Source organism: Micromonospora sp. CPCC 205561 (assembly GCF_036906775.1).
Classification (GTDB): domain Bacteria; phylum Actinomycetota; class Actinomycetes; order Mycobacteriales; family Micromonosporaceae; genus Micromonospora.
Window position 1 is genome coordinate 349,562 of record NZ_JBAKHV010000001.1, and the last position, 15,166, is coordinate 364,727.

The window sequence follows — 15,166 nt, forward strand, 5'->3', positions numbered from 1 at the left end:
CCGCCGCGCGCAGCGGTCTTCTTCTCCTTTCTCCCTGACCCCTGGAGGGGTGATGTTCTCCCGACCTCCGGTCCGCTCCGGTGTGTTCAACCGCCGGTTCATGAGGCCGATCTCCTGGGCGATGACGGGCGTGATGGGGGTGAGCCTCATCCAGATTGCGGCCACCCCCGCCTCGGCTGAGCCGAAGTCCAATCGCCCGTCGACGCCCGACTCGTCCAAGATCCTCCCCAAGCGGGATCCGCTGCCGGTGAAGCCCCGCAAGGCGAACCCGGCGGTGGCCGCCGCGTCCACCGAGCCGGCGAAGGTCGCCTGGCCCTCGGCCGGTGCCGTGGACGTCTCCGTACCGGCGCCCTCAACCGCCCGGTCGGCCGCTTCGACCGCGACCGTCAAGGTCGGCGGCCTGCCGGTCTCGGTGTCCGCCGTGCCGGCCGCGGCGAAGCCGTCCCCCGGCGGGAGCGGCACCGCGGCACCCGTCGCCCCGACCACCGCCTCGGCCCCGGGCAAGGTGCGGGTCGAGGTCCTCGACCGCGAGGCCTCGCAGCGGGCGAAGGTGAACGGCCCGCTCGTGCGGGTCACCCGCACCGACGGACGCCCCGCGGCCGGGAAGGTCCGGCTCGGCCTCGGCTACGAGGGCATCGCCGGCGCGTTCGGTGGCGACTTCGGCGCCCGGCTGCGGCTGGTGCGGTTGCCCGAGTGTGCCCTGACCACCCCGGAGCGGGCGGACTGCGCCGGCGTACCGGTGCCGACGACCAACGACGGCGAGTCGAAGACGCTCTCCGCCGAGGCGGGCACCGGCGCGCTGTTCGCCATGACCGCCGCGGACGCCTCGTCGCAGGGCGACTACGGCGCGACGAGCCTCTCGCCGTCGTCGAAGTGGTCGGTGGCCCCGTCCACGGGCGGCTTCTCCTGGAGCTACCCGCTGCGGACGCCACCGGTGCCCGGTGGCAACGCGCCGGGCGTCACGCTCGGCTACTCGTCCCAGTCGATCGACGGAAAGACCGCCACCACGAACAACCAGGGCTCGTGGATCGGTGAGGGCTTCAACTACGAGCCCGGCCACATCGAACGCCGGTACAAGCCCTGCGCGGAGGACGGGCACAACCAGTACGCCGACCAGTGCTGGGCGTTCGACAACGCGACCATCCTGCTCAACGGCAAGTCGACGGAGCTGGTCAAGACCGGGAGCACCTGGCGGTTCGGCACCGACGACGGCTCGAAGGTCGAGCGCCTCTCCGGCGCGGTGAACGGTGACAACGACGGCGAGTACTGGCGGGTCACCACCACCAACGGCACCGAGTACTACTTCGGCATGAACCGGCTCCCCGGCTGGAGCTCCGGCAAGGAGGAGACCAAGTCGGCCTGGACCTTGCCGATCTACGGTGACGACTCGGGCGAGCCGTGCTACAACGCGACCTTCACCTCCGCGTACTGCGACCAGGCGTGGCGGTGGAGCCTCGACTACGTCAAGGACCGCTACGGCAACGTAACGTCGTACTACTACAACCAGGAAATCAACTACTACGCCCGCGGCAACAAGACCGACGTCAACGGCGTGCCGTACGTGCGGGGCGGCTGGCTGAAGCGCATCGACTACGGCCAGCGCCACAACGCCGTCTACACCACCAACGCCCCGGCCCGGGTCGTGTTCGCCACCAAGGAGCGGTGCCTGCCGAGCGGCAGCGTCGACTGCGACCCGCAGGATCTGACCGCCGCCACCGCGTCGCACTGGCCGGACGTGCCGTTCGACCGCAACTGCGCCGTGAACACCAAGTGCAAGCTCGACCAGATCACCCCGACGTTCTGGACGCGGGTCCGACTGACCGGCATCACCACTGAGATCCGCGAGGGCACCGGCTGGACGCCGGTGGACGCCTGGAAGCTCGACCACCTCCTCACCGACAACGGCGACGGCTCGCGGACCCTCTGGCTACACAAGATCACCCACACGGGCAGCTACGGCCCGGGCGCGGACATCGCCATGCCGTCGGTCGAACTGGGCGGCCTGCAACTGCCCAACCGGATCGACCGCGACGGCGACTTCATCGCCCCGCTGATCCGCTTCCGGCTGGCCACGGTGTGGAACGACTCGGGCGGGCAGGTCGACGTCAACTACGCCGCGCCGGACTGCACGCAGAGCACGCTGCCCACGCCGGGCAACAGCACGCGGCGCTGCTATCCCGTGAAGTGGAAGCCGCTGGGCAGCGGCGACGCCATCACCGACTGGTTCCACAAGTACGTGGTCGAGCAGGTCGTCGAGACCGACCGGACCGGCGGCGGGCCGGACATGGTGACCCGGTACCAGTACCTGGACGGGGCGGCCTGGCGGCACGCGGAGCCCGACGGGTTCTCCAAGCCGGAGGACCTGACCTGGAGCGACTGGCGCGGCTACGGCCACGTGGTCGTGACCGCCGGCGACGGCCAGACCCAGACGACGAAGACGACGTACCGCTACCTGCGGGGCATGCACGGCGACAAGGACCCGGACGGCGGCACCCGTTCGGTCACCGTCACCGATTCCACCGGCGGCACCCACACCGACCACGCCGAGTTCTCCGGGCACCAGCTGGAGAGCGTGGTGTACGACGGCGCCAAGCAGGTCAGCAAGAGCATCGCGGTCCCGTGGCGGCACAACACCGCGACGGAGACCTTCAGCTGGGGCAGCAAGAAGGCCTGGTTCATCAACACCACGGCGGCGCGGAGCCTGGTGGCGCTGGCCGCGGGCGGCTGGCGGGAGACGAAGCAGACCTCGGTCTTCGACACCAGCTTCGGCCGGGTGACCCAGACCGAGAACGAGGGCGACGTCGACGTCGCGGGCGACGAGTCGTGCAGCCGCACCAGCTACGCCGACAACGCCACCGGCCACCTCTACGGCCTGGTGTCGCGGGTCGAGTCGGTGTCGGTGGCGTGCTCCGTCACCCCCGACCGCAGCAAGCAGGTCATCTCCGACACCCGGACGCTCTACGACGGCAAGGCGTTCGGCGTCGCGCCGACGCTGGGCAACCCGACCCGCTCCGAGCGGCTGAAGAGCCACAACGGCACGACGGCGACCTACATCCGCGCGTCGGAGGGCACCTTCGACTCGTACGGGCGGCCGCTGACGGCAGTCGACGCCCTCGGCAACCTCACGAAGACCGAGTACACCGACACGAACGGCCTGACCACCAAGATCAAGCAGACGAGCCCGCTGCTGCACGTCACCACCACCGACTACGCCCCCGCCTGGGGCGTGCCGGTGACCCAGGTGGACCCGAACGGCCTGAAGAGCGTCCTCGAATACGACCCCCTGGGCCGGCTGGCGAAGGTGTGGATGCCGGACCGGACCGGCACCGCCGGGCTGGACCCGAGCATCCGGTACACCTATCTCGTCCGCACGGACAAGCCGGTCACCATCAAGACGGAGAAGCGGCAGAACGACGGCTCCTACAGCGTCGAGTACAAGCTGCACGATGGCCTGCTGCGTCCCCGGCAGGTGCAGTCGGAGGGCCCGAACGGCACCCGGACGGTCGCGGACACCTTCTACACCGCGACGGGCAGCCTCGCCAAGACGTACGCGACCTACACGGTGGCGGGCGCGCCCAGCGACCTGATCTATCCGGCGGTCAACGGCGACGTCAACGGCCAGACCCTCTACGTGCACGACGGGGCGGACCGGGTCACGGCGGCAATCTTCGCGGTTGCCGGAAACGAGAAGTGGCGCACCACGACCACGCACGGCGGCGACCGGGTGTCGATCGACCCGCCGGCCGGCGGCACACCCACCACGGCCATCACGAACGCCCTGGGGCAGACCACCGAGCTGCGGCAGTACAAGGGCGACGGTCCGTCGGGGGAGTACGACAAGACCGAGTACACCTACACCCACGCCGGTCAGCTGAAGACGGTCAAGGATCCGGCCGGCAACGTCTGGTCGCACGAGTACGACCAGCTCGGCCGCAAGACCAAGTCGGTTGACCCGGACGCCGGCACGTCGACGGTGGCGTACGACGACCTGGACCGCGTCGTCAGCTCCACCAACGGCGTCAACCAGACGGTCAGCACCAAGTACGACGCGATCGGCCGAAAGACCGCCGTCTACAAGGGAGCGGCCGACACCGGCACCCTCCTCAGCAGTTGGACGTACGACCTGGAGATGGTCGGCTACCTCTCGGCGACGAGCCGGTGGGTCGACGGTGCCGAGTACGCCACCTACTACTCGAACTACGACGAGTTCTACCGGCCGCACGCCACCCACATCCAGGTGCCCGACCACGCCGGAGCGGAACTCGCCGGCACGTACGCGTTCGGCGCGGAGTACAACCGGGACGGCACCGTCCAGTCCTTGAGCATGTCGGACGGCGGTGGGCTGCCGTTCGAGACCATCGCCTACACCTACGACGGCCTGGAGCGGCTCACCGCGACGACGGGTGACGACGCCTACCTGACGGACATCGAATACGCCAGCACCGGCGAGGTCCTCCAGACCGAGGCGCAGGTGGGCACCCGCAAGGTGTGGTCGACCTACGAGTACGAGCAGGGCTCCAAGCGGCTCACCCGTCAGCGGCTGGACCGCGAGTCGGCCCCGGTCGTCGACATCGACGCCCGCTACACCTACGACGCGTCCGGCAACATCCAGCGGATCGCGAACAACCCGTCCGGCACGCAGGACACGCAGTGCTTCACCTACGACTACCTGCGCCGCATGGACCGGGCGTGGACGTCGGCGAGTACCGCGACGGACCCGTGCGCCGGCGGCCCGTCGGTGACCGGCGTGGGCGGCATCGCGCCGTACCACCACGCCTACACCTTCGACGCGACCGGCAACCGCAAGACCGAGGGCCAGTACGCGGCCAACGGCACCCCGCTCATCGAGCGCAGCTACACCTACCCCGCCGCAGGTCAGGCACAGCCGCACACGCTGCGCCAGATGACGGAGAAGACGCCGGCGGGCGACCGGCTGTACTCCTACCAGTACGACGCGGCCGGCAACACCACGAAGCGGACGAGGACAGGCGAGGACCAGACCCTGGTCTGGGACGCGGAGGGCAACCTCGAATCGGTCACCGACGCCGCCGGCAAGAAGACCAGCTTCACGTACGACGTCGACGGCTCCCGGATGCTGCGCAAGGAGCCGAACGCCACCACCCTCTACCTGCCGGGCATGGAGATCCGGCTGAACCACCAGACCCGGGTCACCGACGCGACCCGCTACTACGGCCTGCCGGGTGGCGGGACGCTGGTCCGCAAGACCGACGGCATCCGGTACGTGGCGAACGACCACCACGGCACCGGCCAGGCGACTGTCGACGAGTCCGGTGCGGTCACGCACCGGCGGACCACCCCGTTCGGTGAGTCCCGGGGGACGCCACCGGCGCCGGGTCAGTGGCCGACGGAGAAGGGCTTCGTCAACGGCAACATCGACTCGACGACGGGCCTGGTGAACATCGGCGCCCGCGAGTACGACACGATCGCCGGCCGGTTCATCTCGGTCGACCCGATCATCGACGTCAACGACCCGCAGCAGATGAACGGGTACGCGTACGCCAACAACAACCCGATCTCGTACTCGGACCCGGACGGGCTGAAGGCGTGCTCCGACGACGTCTGCGGCCCGGGCGCCGACTACGAGGACATGTACGGCAACTACCACAAGGTCAAGGGCCACAACGACGGCTGTGGTGGCTGCTCGGGCGCGTACGACCCGGACGAGCCGACGAAGAACGTGCACAACAACCCGCGGGCGTCGGCCGACGAGCGGGCGGCGGCTGCCCGCGCGGCGGCGGAGAAGGAGCGGCAGCGCCGCATCGCCGAGGCCAAGGCGAGGATGCTCAACGTCGCCAAGGCCCTGGGGAAGATCGCGATGGAGGAGCTGGGCATCACCGATGCCCTGGACTGCTTCCTCAAGGGCGACATGGACGGCTGTATAGCCACGGCGATCAACGTGGTGTCCGCGGCCTTCGGTGGTGCCCTCGGCAAGCTGGCCGCCAGGTACGGCGCGCCATGGAAGTGGGAGAAGGCCGCCGCGCTGGTCAGCCGCGTCAAGGGCCTGCTCAAGGATTTGATCAGCAGCGCGAAGAAGTTCATCGACTGCAAGAACAGCTTCGTGCCGGGCACGTTGGTGGTGATGGCCGACGGGTCGCGCAAGCCGATCGAGGACGTCAGGACCGGTGACGTCGTGCTGGTGACCGATCCGGTGACCGGCAAGACGACAGCCAAACCAGTCGTGGCGACCATCATCGGCCAGGGCACCAAGCACCTGGTCGAGGTCACCATCGACCCCGACGGCGACGAGGGCGACGCCACGGAGAGCGTCGTCGCCACCGACAACCACCCGTTCTGGGTTCCGGGGCTCGACGAGTGGGTCGACGCCGCTGACTTGCGGGCTGGCCAGTGGCTGCGTACCTCGGCCGGCACCCACGTGCAGATCAGCGCGACCCGGCAGTGGACGGAGCCGGCGCAGGTCCACAACCTGACGATCGACGACATCCACACGTACTTTGTGGTGGCTGGCTACACGTCGGTTCTCGTACACAACTGCACGCCGGGTGCGGACAAGCCGGGCGTCCCCGGAGGTGTGAAGAACCTCGGCGACGTCCAGATGGCCACCGACGATGCGCTGGACACCGCGGTAGAGTTCCTCGGAGCTGATTATCAGGACATGGGCGATGGGCGATACCTCAGCGCTGACGGCCTGCGTCAGGTCCGCATGACCGACCGCGACACTCGGCACCCGACACAGAATCCGCACATCAACTTCGAGACGTATCGGAACCCGATCGGCCCGGGGCGTCGCGGTGGTAGGCCCGTGAGCAACCATCACGTCTATCTGCCGCAGGAGAAGGGGTGGCACCCGTGTCAGGTATGCCAGCCGTGAACGACCCCGACGAGCCGTCGAAGGAGCCTGTCGTTGTCGGAATCATCCCGTACGACCCCCGGCGTGGCCTGATCAGCGACTGGGACGACGACACCGTGCTGCGGGTGGAGGTGCTTGAGACGACGGCGAAGACTATCCTCATCTCGGGGAACTCGGCCGGGCTGACCTCGCTCGCCCGTCACCTGCTCACCCTCGCGCAGCCCACCGCTCCAACCGGGTCGCACCTGGACTTCGACGACTACTGCGGCTGGTTCGAGGAAGGCTCTTTCGGAATCCGGATTGAGCTGAAGTAGCTCTTCGCTGACGCCGGGCCGTGAACTCGTTCACGGCCCGGCGTCATTCCCCACTTCCTCGAAGGGCGTTCCGAGCCTGTCGAAAACGGCTGTCCGAATTCATTCTGGGTCATCGGGCAACCCCTAATTCCCGATGCTTCCCTCTTCGAACGACAGGAAATGATCGGCAAGGCGTGGAAGTGGGGACAAGCGCGAGCGGCATGGTGCGGGGGCGTAGCCGGAAGGCTCCGCCCCCGCACCATGTCAGTACGTCGTCAGGCGCGTGAGCACGTGACGCCGTTGAGGGTGAAGTTCGTCGGGGACGCGTACGCCCCGCTCAGCGTGCCCTGGTAGCCGAAGCTGGCCGTCCCGCCCGGGGCGAGCGACCCGTTCCAGCTGATGTTCCGCGCGGTGACCGCCGAGCCGCTCTGGTTCACCGTGGCGTTCCACGAGCTGGTGATCTGCTGGCCGGCGGGCAGGTTGTAGTTCAGCGTCCAGCCGTTGATCGCGCTCGTCCCGGTGTTGGTGATCTGCACGTCCGCGGTGAAGCCGTTGCTCCAGGAGTTCGGCGTGTACTTCACCGAGCATCCGGTGCCGCCCGGCGGCGGCGTGGTCGGCGGGGGAGTCGTCGGCGGCGCGGTGGTGGGCGGCGGGGTCGGGTTGCCGCCGCCGTTGACCGCGGCCGAGAACGAGGTCACCGCGAGCCCGGCGCCACCCTGCCAGGGCTCGAAGCCGGCCTGGATGCTGGTCAGGTACCAGGAATTGGTGATCGCGCCCCGGTTGCGGGTGTCGTTGATGAACGCCAGCAGGTTGAGGTTCGCGCTGCTGATCGCCGACGGCGCCAGGTAGGAGATCACGTTGTTGGAGCCGTTGCTGCCGCGCCAGACCTCCCAGCTGCGGCCGTCGATGGTGGCGGTGCCGACCGGCGAGCCGATGGGCTGGATCGGGCCCTGCCGGTTGAGCCAGATCATGATTTCCATCTGGTTCACCCCGTCGCGCTTCGGCGACGGGTCCAGCCAGATGTCGTACGAGGCGTTGTAGACGGCGTTGCTGACGTACCGGTAGGAGATGTTGCTGGTGGCGCTGCTGATCTGGCTGACCTGGATCGGCAGGTTGGTGCCGGGGGAGCAGTTGGTGTAGTGGCAGCCGAGATAGATCGACGGGTACGCCGTCGGCGCCCCGTTCGTGGGGTTGCTGCCGTTCTGGGTGGTGATTTCGAAGCCGCTGTCGGTGACGTTGATGCACTGCTGGGCCGTGGTGCCCCAGCGGTTGTTCTGCACCACGTACCGGCCCTGGACGGTGGTCGAGCCGTACTGCTCGCAGATCTGGGTGTCGGCGCTGGCGGTGCCGCCGAGGGCCACGGCGACGATCGAGCCGGTGGCCAGCACGACGGCTGCCGCGAGGGCCCGCAGTGGACGTTTCATGATGCTCCTTGGCTTCGGCGGGGGGGACGCCGGGCGGCGTCGGCCGGTACGGCGCGGGAGCGCTCCCACACCACCCGACACATTTACATCTCTGAAACCGTGGCGCAACGGGAGTGGGGTATTGGCACCCTAAGTGAAGTTTGTCACGCCCAGGCCGGACGGTGGGCAGGTGATCCGCCGAAGCGCCGGTCGACGCCGCCGAGGAATGTTTCATCTGGGGCGATTGACTCTGGTGTGTGCCGATTGCGCCGAGTAGTGTCTTGCCTCCAACGCGTGCCGACCCCCTCCGGAGGCGTACACCACCATGGGTGGCTCTCCCCTGCGCATCCTCGTCGTCGGCGCGGGCATCGCCGGTCTGGCCGTGGCCCGGGCGCTGCGGATGGTGGGCTACCGGCCCGACGTCACCGAGAGGCTGCCGCCCGGCGAGAGTGCCGAGATCGGCCTCTACCTTCCGGGCAACGCCGCCCGGGCACTGCGCCGGCTCGATCTCGACGGCCCCGTCCGCCCGCTCGGACACCTCGTGCACCGGCAGCGGTTCCTCGACGCGGCCGGGGCACCGCTCTGCGAGGTGGACCTCGACACGCTCTGGTCCGGGGTCGGCGACTGCCGCGCCCTGCCCCGGTCGGAGCTGCACCGGGTGCTCCTCACCGGTGCCGGCGGCGCCGTCCGGCACGGCGCCGAGGTGCGCACCGTCGAGCTGCTGCCGCACTCCGTCGGCGTCACCTTCGTCGACGGCACCGCCATCGAGTACGACCTGGTGATCGGCGCCGACGGGCCGCGCTCCTCGATCCGCGCCCTGGCCGCGCTCGGCGGCCCGCCCCGCCCCGCCGGCCAGGTCGTCTACCGCGCCGTGGTGCGCGACGGCCCCCGGGTCGAGGAGTGGACCGCCCTGCTGGGGCAGCGCGCCGGCTTCCTGGTGGTGCCGCTCGGCGCCGGGCGGCTCCACTGCTACGCCGACGAGGCCGGCACGGTCCCGCCGGCCGAACCGGCGGCCCGGCTGCGCGAACTCTTCGGCGGCTACGGCGGCCCGGTGCCGGCGGTGCTGGAGGTGCTGGACCGGGTGCACGTCGGGATCACCGAGGAGGTGGAACTGGGGCGCTGGTCCCGGGGGCGGGTGCTGCTCGTCGGCGACGCGGCGCACGCCACCGCGCCGACGCTGTCGCAGGGCGCGGCGATGGCGCTCGAGGACGCCGTGGTGCTCGCCGAGTCGCTCCGGGCGGCCGACGACGTGCCGACGGCGCTGGCCGCGTACGAGAGTCGTCGTCGTCCGCGTACCCGATGGGTGCGGGACCGGACCCGGGACCGCAACCGGACCAGGGACGTGCCGCCGGCGCTGCGCGACCCGCTGCTGCGCGGGCGCGGCGGCCGGATCTTCGGCGAGCACTACCGGCTGCTGCTCGGCCCGCCGTAGCGTCGCGGCCGGGGAGCCTCCGCGCCGGCGTGGCGCAGGCTACCCGCCCACCCCACGCGGCACACCCACCTGCCGGGGACTATCCTCCTTGCGGATGACGGCTCGCAGATAACCACGCGCGCCGAGCGGGACAACCCAGAACCGGAGGCCACTCGTGACCACCGTCGCACCCAAGCCGGTCGTGACCCGGCCCTGGCCGGTCCGAGCGCCGGTCAAGGGGTCGGCCATCGCGCGGCTGCTGCGTACCACGGACGCGAAGCAGATCGGGATCATGTACATGGTCACCGCGTTCGTGTTCTTCATGATCGGTGGCCTGATGGCCCTGATCATGCGGGCCGAGTTGGCCCGGCCCGGGCTGCAGTTCCTGTCGCCCGAGCAGTACAACCAGCTGTTCACCATGCACGGCACGATCATGCTGCTGTTCTTCGCGACGCCGATCGTGTTCGCCTTCGCGAACTACGTGGTGCCGCTGCAGATCGGCGCGCCCGACGTGTCGTTCCCCCGGCTGAACAGCTTCGCCTACTGGCTGTTCCTGCTCGGCGGGTCGATGACGATGGTCGGCTTCGTCACCCCGGGTGGGGCCGCCGACTTCGGCTGGACCGCCTACACGCCGCTGAGCAACGTCGAGCACTCCCCGGGCGTCGGCGGCAACCTGTGGGTGGTCGGCCTGGTCATCTCCGGTCTGGGCTCGATCCTCGGCGCGGTCAACCTGATCACCACGATCCTGACCCTGCGCGCTCCCGGCATGACGATGTTCCGGATGCCGATCTTCACCTGGAACATGCTGGTCACCAGCCTCCTGGTGATCCTGGTCTTCCCGCTGCTGGCCGCCGCGCTGATGGCGCTGGCCGCCGACCGCATCCTCGGCGCCCACGTGTACGACCCCGCGACCGGCGGGCCGATGCTGTGGCAGCACCTCTTCTGGTTCTTCGGCCACCCCGAGGTGTACATCATCGCGCTGCCGTTCTTCGGCATCATCTCCGAGATCATCCCGGTCTTCTCCCGGAAGCCGATCTTCGGATACAAGGGCCTGGTCGCCGCCACCATCGCCATCGCGGGCCTGTCGATGAGCGTCTGGGCGCACCACATGTTCGCCACCGGCCAGGTGCTGCTGCCGTTCTTCAGCTTCCTGAGCTACCTGATCGCCGTGCCGACCGGTATGAAGTTCTTCAACTGGATCGGCACCATGTGGCGCGGCCAGGTCAGCTTCGAGACGCCGATGCTCTTCGCGATCGGCTTCCTGGTCACCTTCCTCTTCGGTGGCCTGACCGGCGTGCTGCTGGCCAGCCCGCCGCTCGACTTCCACCTGCACGACTCGTACTTCGTGGTGGCCCACTTCCACTACGTGCTCTTCGGCACCATCGTGTTCGCGGTCTTCGGCGGCATCTACTTCTGGTTCCCGAAGATGTTCGGCCGGATGCTCGACGAGCGGCTGGGCAAGGTGCACTTCTGGCTGACCATGATCGGCTTCCACACCACGTTCCTGGTGCAGCACTGGCTGGGCAACGAGGGCATGCCCCGCCGGTACGCGGACTACCAGCCGCTGGACGGGTTCACCACGCTGAACATGGTCTCCACGATCGGCGCGTTCATCACCGGCATCTCGACCCTGCCGTTCATCTGGAACTGCTGGAAGTCGTACAAGGCCGGCCCGGTGGTCGAGGTCAACGACCCGTGGGGTCACGGCAACTCGCTGGAGTGGGCGACCAGCTCGCCGCCCCCGCTGCGCAACTTCGACCGGATGCCGCGGATCCGCTCCGAGCGGCCGGCGTTCGACGAGAAGTTCCCCGAGCTGGCGGCGGGTGGCCAGAGCCTGGCCGGTCCGCCGGAGGGTGGCGCCAAGCCGCTCACCAGCGAGTCCGACGGGGGCGCCAGCTACCGCGAGGACACCGCGAGCGACGCCGACCGGCGCTGACGCTCCGCATCCCGTACGACCAGGACGGGCGCCACCCCACCCGGGGCGGCGCCCGTCCGGCGTCGGTGAGAGGTGCGTACGCCCGGTGCGCGGCCGGGGCGTGCGAGCGAGGCTCAGCCGGCCGTCGCGGGGGCGAGTTCGGGACTTGGCGTGCGGGCGGCGGCGGTGCGACGGCGGCGTAGCTCGACGGGGAGCACGGCCAGCGCCACCAGCGCGCCGACCGCGCCGGTGACCGCGAAGCCCCAGGCCGGGGCGGAGGCGTCGATGACTGCACCCGCGAGGGGCGCGCCCACCGCGATCCCGACCGTGACGGCCGAGCCGTGCAGGCCCATCGCCTCGCCGCGTACGGACGCGGGGACGAGGCGGCTCACCGCGTCGGAGGTGGCCGCGATGGTCGGCGCGCAGAGCGCACCGGCGGGGATCAGCGCCAGGCAGAGCAGCCACCAGTGCGCCCCGCCCAGCCCGACCGGGATCGTGCAGAGGCTGAGCGCGGCCATCAGGACCAGTGGCGAGAAGGAGCGGGTGACCGCGCCGTACGCGAAGCCACCGGCCAGCGAGGCGACCGCCCAGACGGCGAGGACCGCGCCGGTCCATCCGACGTCGCCGTTCTCCCGGAGCACGGCGACCACCGCCACGTCGGTGCCGCCGAGCACCAGCGTGCCGGCGGCGCTGACGGCCAGCACGGCGAGCAGGCGCGGGGTGAGCCACGACCGGCGGGGCACCCGCGGGTGCGGCCCGGCCGGCTCGCCGCCGCCCCTGGTGGGCGGGTCGAGCAGCCAGAACGCGACGCCGGCGGCCACGATGCCGGCCCCGACCAGGTAGAGGGTGGTGCGGGCGGAGAGGGCGGTGGCCGCCGCCACGGCCAGCGCCGGGCCGACCATGAACGACAGCTCCACCGACATCGAGTCCAGCGCGTACGCCGGGCGGCGCCGCTCCGGCGGCACCATCGCGGCGATGGACTGCCGGATCACCGAGAAGATCGGCAGGGCGAGCGAGCCGGCCAGGAACGCGGCGGGCAGCAGCACCGGGTACGGCAGGATCGGCGCGGTGGACCAGAAGAGCGCCTCGGCGATCCCGGTCAGCACCAGCACCGGACGCAGCCCGCGCCGATCGACCAGCCGGCCGAGCAGCGGGCCGCCGATCGCGGCTCCCACGGTGATCGCCGCGCCGACGAGCCCGGCCGCTCCGTAGCCGCGCCCGAGGTCGAGCACGACGTAGAACGTCAGGGTGACGCCGGTCGCGGTGAGCGGGATCCGCGCGAGCACCGACACCAGCAGCAGCGACCGGAGACCGGGCAGGGCGAGCGCCTCCCGGTAAGGCTTCAGGTTCATGTCGGTGCGTACCTCCGCCGGACATCCTCGGCCCCGGGTGCGACGCCCGCCAGCGAATTACCGCCTCATGCTGCTCTGACCACCGGCTCCCCGCGCGTCGCGACCCCGGCGCCCTCCAGCGCGCGTAGCGCCACGTCCGTGGTGGCCGGGGCGACCCCGGCGGTCAGGTCGAGCAGCACGGTGGTGGCGAAGCCCTCCCGCGCGGCGTCCAGGGCGGTGGCCCGAACGCAGTGGTCGGTGGCGATTCCCACCACGTCGACCCGGTCCACGCCGTGCCGGCGCAGCCAGTCGGCCAGGCCCTCGCCGTCCTCGGCGTGCCCCTCGAAGCCCGAGTACGCGGCCGCGTACTCGCCCTTGTGGAAGATCGCCTCGATCCGGTCGGTGACCAGCTCGGGGTGGAACTCCGAGCCGGGGGTGCCCACCACGCAGTGCCGCGGCCAGGAGTCCACGAAGTCCGGCGGGTCGCCGAAGTGGGCCCCCGGGTCGACGTGGTAGTCCTTCGTCGCGACCACGTGCTGCCAGCGGTCCGGCTCGGCGGCGAGCAGCCGGCTGATGCCGGTCGCCACCCCCGCCCCGCCGCCGACGGCCAGCGAGCCGCCCTCGCAGAAGTCGTTCTGCACGTCCACGATGATCAGCGCGTTGCTCACCGGAATGCTCCTCTCAGTCGGCGGGGACGACCGTGACCGGGATGGCCGGGTCGCCCGCGGAGAGCTTCAGGCCCTCCCAGGGAATGGAGATCAGGCACTGCCGCAGGTGCTCCCGCGACTCGTCCAGGCTGGGCCGGTCGACCGGCTCGCCCCCGGCCAGGAACGAGTGCTGGAGCAGCCGGTCGTTGGGCCGGGGGTCCGGCACGCCCTGCGGCACGACGACCTCCTCGGTGGCCGTGCCGGTGGGCTTGTGCCGGCGTACGGCCACCTTCCGGCCGCCGATCGTCGCCTTGTGCTCGGAGCGCTTGACCACCGGGCGCCCCTCGACCTCGACGAGCTTGTAGACCAGGCCGGCGGTCGGCGCCCCGGAGCCGGTGACCACGGCGGTACCCGCGCCGTACATGTCGACCGGCTCGGCGGCGAGCGAGGCGATGGCGTACTCGTCGAGGTCGCCGGAGACGATGATCTTGGTCTCGGTGGCGCCGAGGGAGTCGAGCAGCTCGCGGGACTGCTGGGCGATCACGGCGAGGTCGCCCGAGTCGATCCGGACCGCCCGCAGCTCCGGCCCGGCGACCGCGATCGCGTTGCGGATGCCCTGGCTGATGTCGTACGTGTCGACCAGCAGCGTGGTCTCCTTGCCCAGCGTGTCGACCTGCGAGGCGAACGCGGTCCGCTCGTCGGAGTGCAGCAGCGTGAACGCGTGGGCGGCCGTGCCGGCGGTCGGGATGCCGTAGCGCAGGCCGGCGGCGAGGTTCGACGTGAACCGGAACCCGGCCAGGTACGCGGCCCGCGCCGCGGCCACCGCCGCCTCCTCGTGCGCGCGCCGCGAGCCCATCTCGATCAGGGTCCGCCCGCGGGCCGCGGTGACCATCCGGGCGGCGGCGGCCGCGACGGCGCTGTCGTGGTTGAGCACGGAGAGGATGAGTGTCTCCAGCACCACGCACTCGGCGAAGCCGCCGGAGACCGTGAGGATCGGGGAGGTGGGGAAGAACAGCTCACCCTCGGCGTAGCCCTCGACGTCGCCGGTGAAGCGGTAGTCGCGCAGCCAGGCGGCGGCCCGCTCGTCGACCACCCCGGTACGCCGCAGGAAGTCGACCTCCTCGGCGTCGAAGCGGAAGTCGCGGATCAGCTCCATCAGCCGCCCGGTGCCCGCCACCACCCCGTAGCGGCGACCGGCGGGCAGTCGCCGGCTGAACACCTCGAAGACGCAGCGGCGGTCGGCGGTGCCGTCGCGCAGGGCGGCACTGACCATGGTCAGCTCGTAGTGGTCGGTCAGCAGCGCGGGGCGAAGGGTGCTCACCGCCCCAGCCTAGAGT

8 protein-coding genes are annotated in these 15,166 nt (G+C 70.5%); 4 read left to right on the forward strand and 4 right to left on the reverse strand.

The window, feature by feature from the left end:
- Positions 1-52: 52 nt before the first annotated feature.
- Positions 53-6,850, forward strand: coding sequence for a polymorphic toxin-type HINT domain-containing protein (locus V6V16_RS01605; RefSeq protein WP_334558806.1), 6,798 nt, complete (start codon positions 53-55; stop codon positions 6,848-6,850).
- Positions 6,847-7,143, forward strand: a complete 297-nt coding sequence (locus tag V6V16_RS01610; RefSeq protein ID WP_334558809.1) for an Imm32 family immunity protein — start codon at positions 6,847-6,849, stop codon at positions 7,141-7,143. The genes V6V16_RS01605 and V6V16_RS01610 overlap by 4 nt, the downstream gene beginning before the upstream one ends.
- Positions 7,144-7,397: 254 nt before the next feature.
- Here the strand turns inward: V6V16_RS01610 and V6V16_RS01615 are convergent, their stop codons facing one another.
- A complete protein-coding gene (locus V6V16_RS01615; RefSeq protein ID WP_334558810.1) occupies positions 7,398-8,546 on the reverse strand; it encodes a GH12 family glycosyl hydrolase domain-containing protein in 1,149 nt (382 codons plus the stop codon).
- Positions 8,547-8,850: 304 nt separating this feature from the next.
- Here V6V16_RS01615 and V6V16_RS01620 point away from each other — a divergent pair, with 304 nt between their 5' ends.
- Together V6V16_RS01620 and ctaD are read left to right on the forward strand one after the other, a co-directional pair.
- Positions 8,851-9,957 carry an FAD-dependent monooxygenase gene (locus V6V16_RS01620; RefSeq protein WP_334558812.1) on the forward strand — a complete coding sequence of 369 codons (1,107 nt, stop codon included), beginning with the start codon at positions 8,851-8,853 and terminating at the stop codon, positions 9,955-9,957.
- A 154-nt stretch (positions 9,958-10,111) separates the two neighbouring features.
- Positions 10,112-11,872: an aa3-type cytochrome oxidase subunit I gene (gene ctaD, locus V6V16_RS01625; RefSeq protein ID WP_334558814.1), complete on the forward strand. Its 1,761-nt coding sequence runs from the start codon at positions 10,112-10,114 to the stop codon at positions 11,870-11,872.
- Between the two features lie 113 nt (positions 11,873-11,985).
- Here the strand turns inward: ctaD and V6V16_RS01630 are convergent, their stop codons facing one another.
- The 3 genes from V6V16_RS01630 to V6V16_RS01640 all read right to left on the reverse strand — a co-directional run bounded on the left by V6V16_RS01630 (position 11,986) and on the right by V6V16_RS01640 (position 15,150).
- The gene (locus V6V16_RS01630) at positions 11,986-13,203 is read right to left on the reverse strand and encodes an MFS transporter (RefSeq protein ID WP_334558817.1); all 1,218 of its coding nucleotides are present in this window, start codon (positions 13,201-13,203) and stop codon (positions 11,986-11,988) included.
- Positions 13,204-13,268: 65 nt separating this feature from the next.
- Positions 13,269-13,850, reverse strand: coding sequence for an isochorismatase family protein (locus V6V16_RS01635; RefSeq protein ID WP_334558820.1), 582 nt, complete (start codon positions 13,848-13,850; stop codon positions 13,269-13,271).
- A 13-nt stretch (positions 13,851-13,863) separates the two neighbouring features.
- Positions 13,864-15,150 carry a nicotinate phosphoribosyltransferase gene (locus tag V6V16_RS01640; RefSeq protein ID WP_334558823.1) on the reverse strand — a complete coding sequence of 429 codons (1,287 nt, stop codon included), beginning with the start codon at positions 15,148-15,150 and terminating at the stop codon, positions 13,864-13,866.
- Positions 15,151-15,166: the final 16 nt, after the last annotated feature.

What these genes read in the sequence shown, in the direction of transcription:
- V6V16_RS01605 (WP_334558806.1), top strand. Translation starts at nt 53, where the DNA reads ATGTTCTCCCGACCTCCGGTCCGCTCCGGTGTGTTCAACCGCCGGTTC.
- V6V16_RS01615 (WP_334558810.1), bottom strand. Translation starts at nt 8,546, where the DNA reads ATGAAACGTCCACTGCGGGCCCTCGCGGCAGCCGTCGTGCTGGCCACC.
- V6V16_RS01620 (WP_334558812.1), top strand. Translation starts at nt 8,851, where the DNA reads ATGGGTGGCTCTCCCCTGCGCATCCTCGTCGTCGGCGCGGGCATCGCC.
- V6V16_RS01630 (WP_334558817.1), bottom strand. Translation starts at nt 13,203, where the DNA reads ATGAACCTGAAGCCTTACCGGGAGGCGCTCGCCCTGCCCGGTCTCCGG.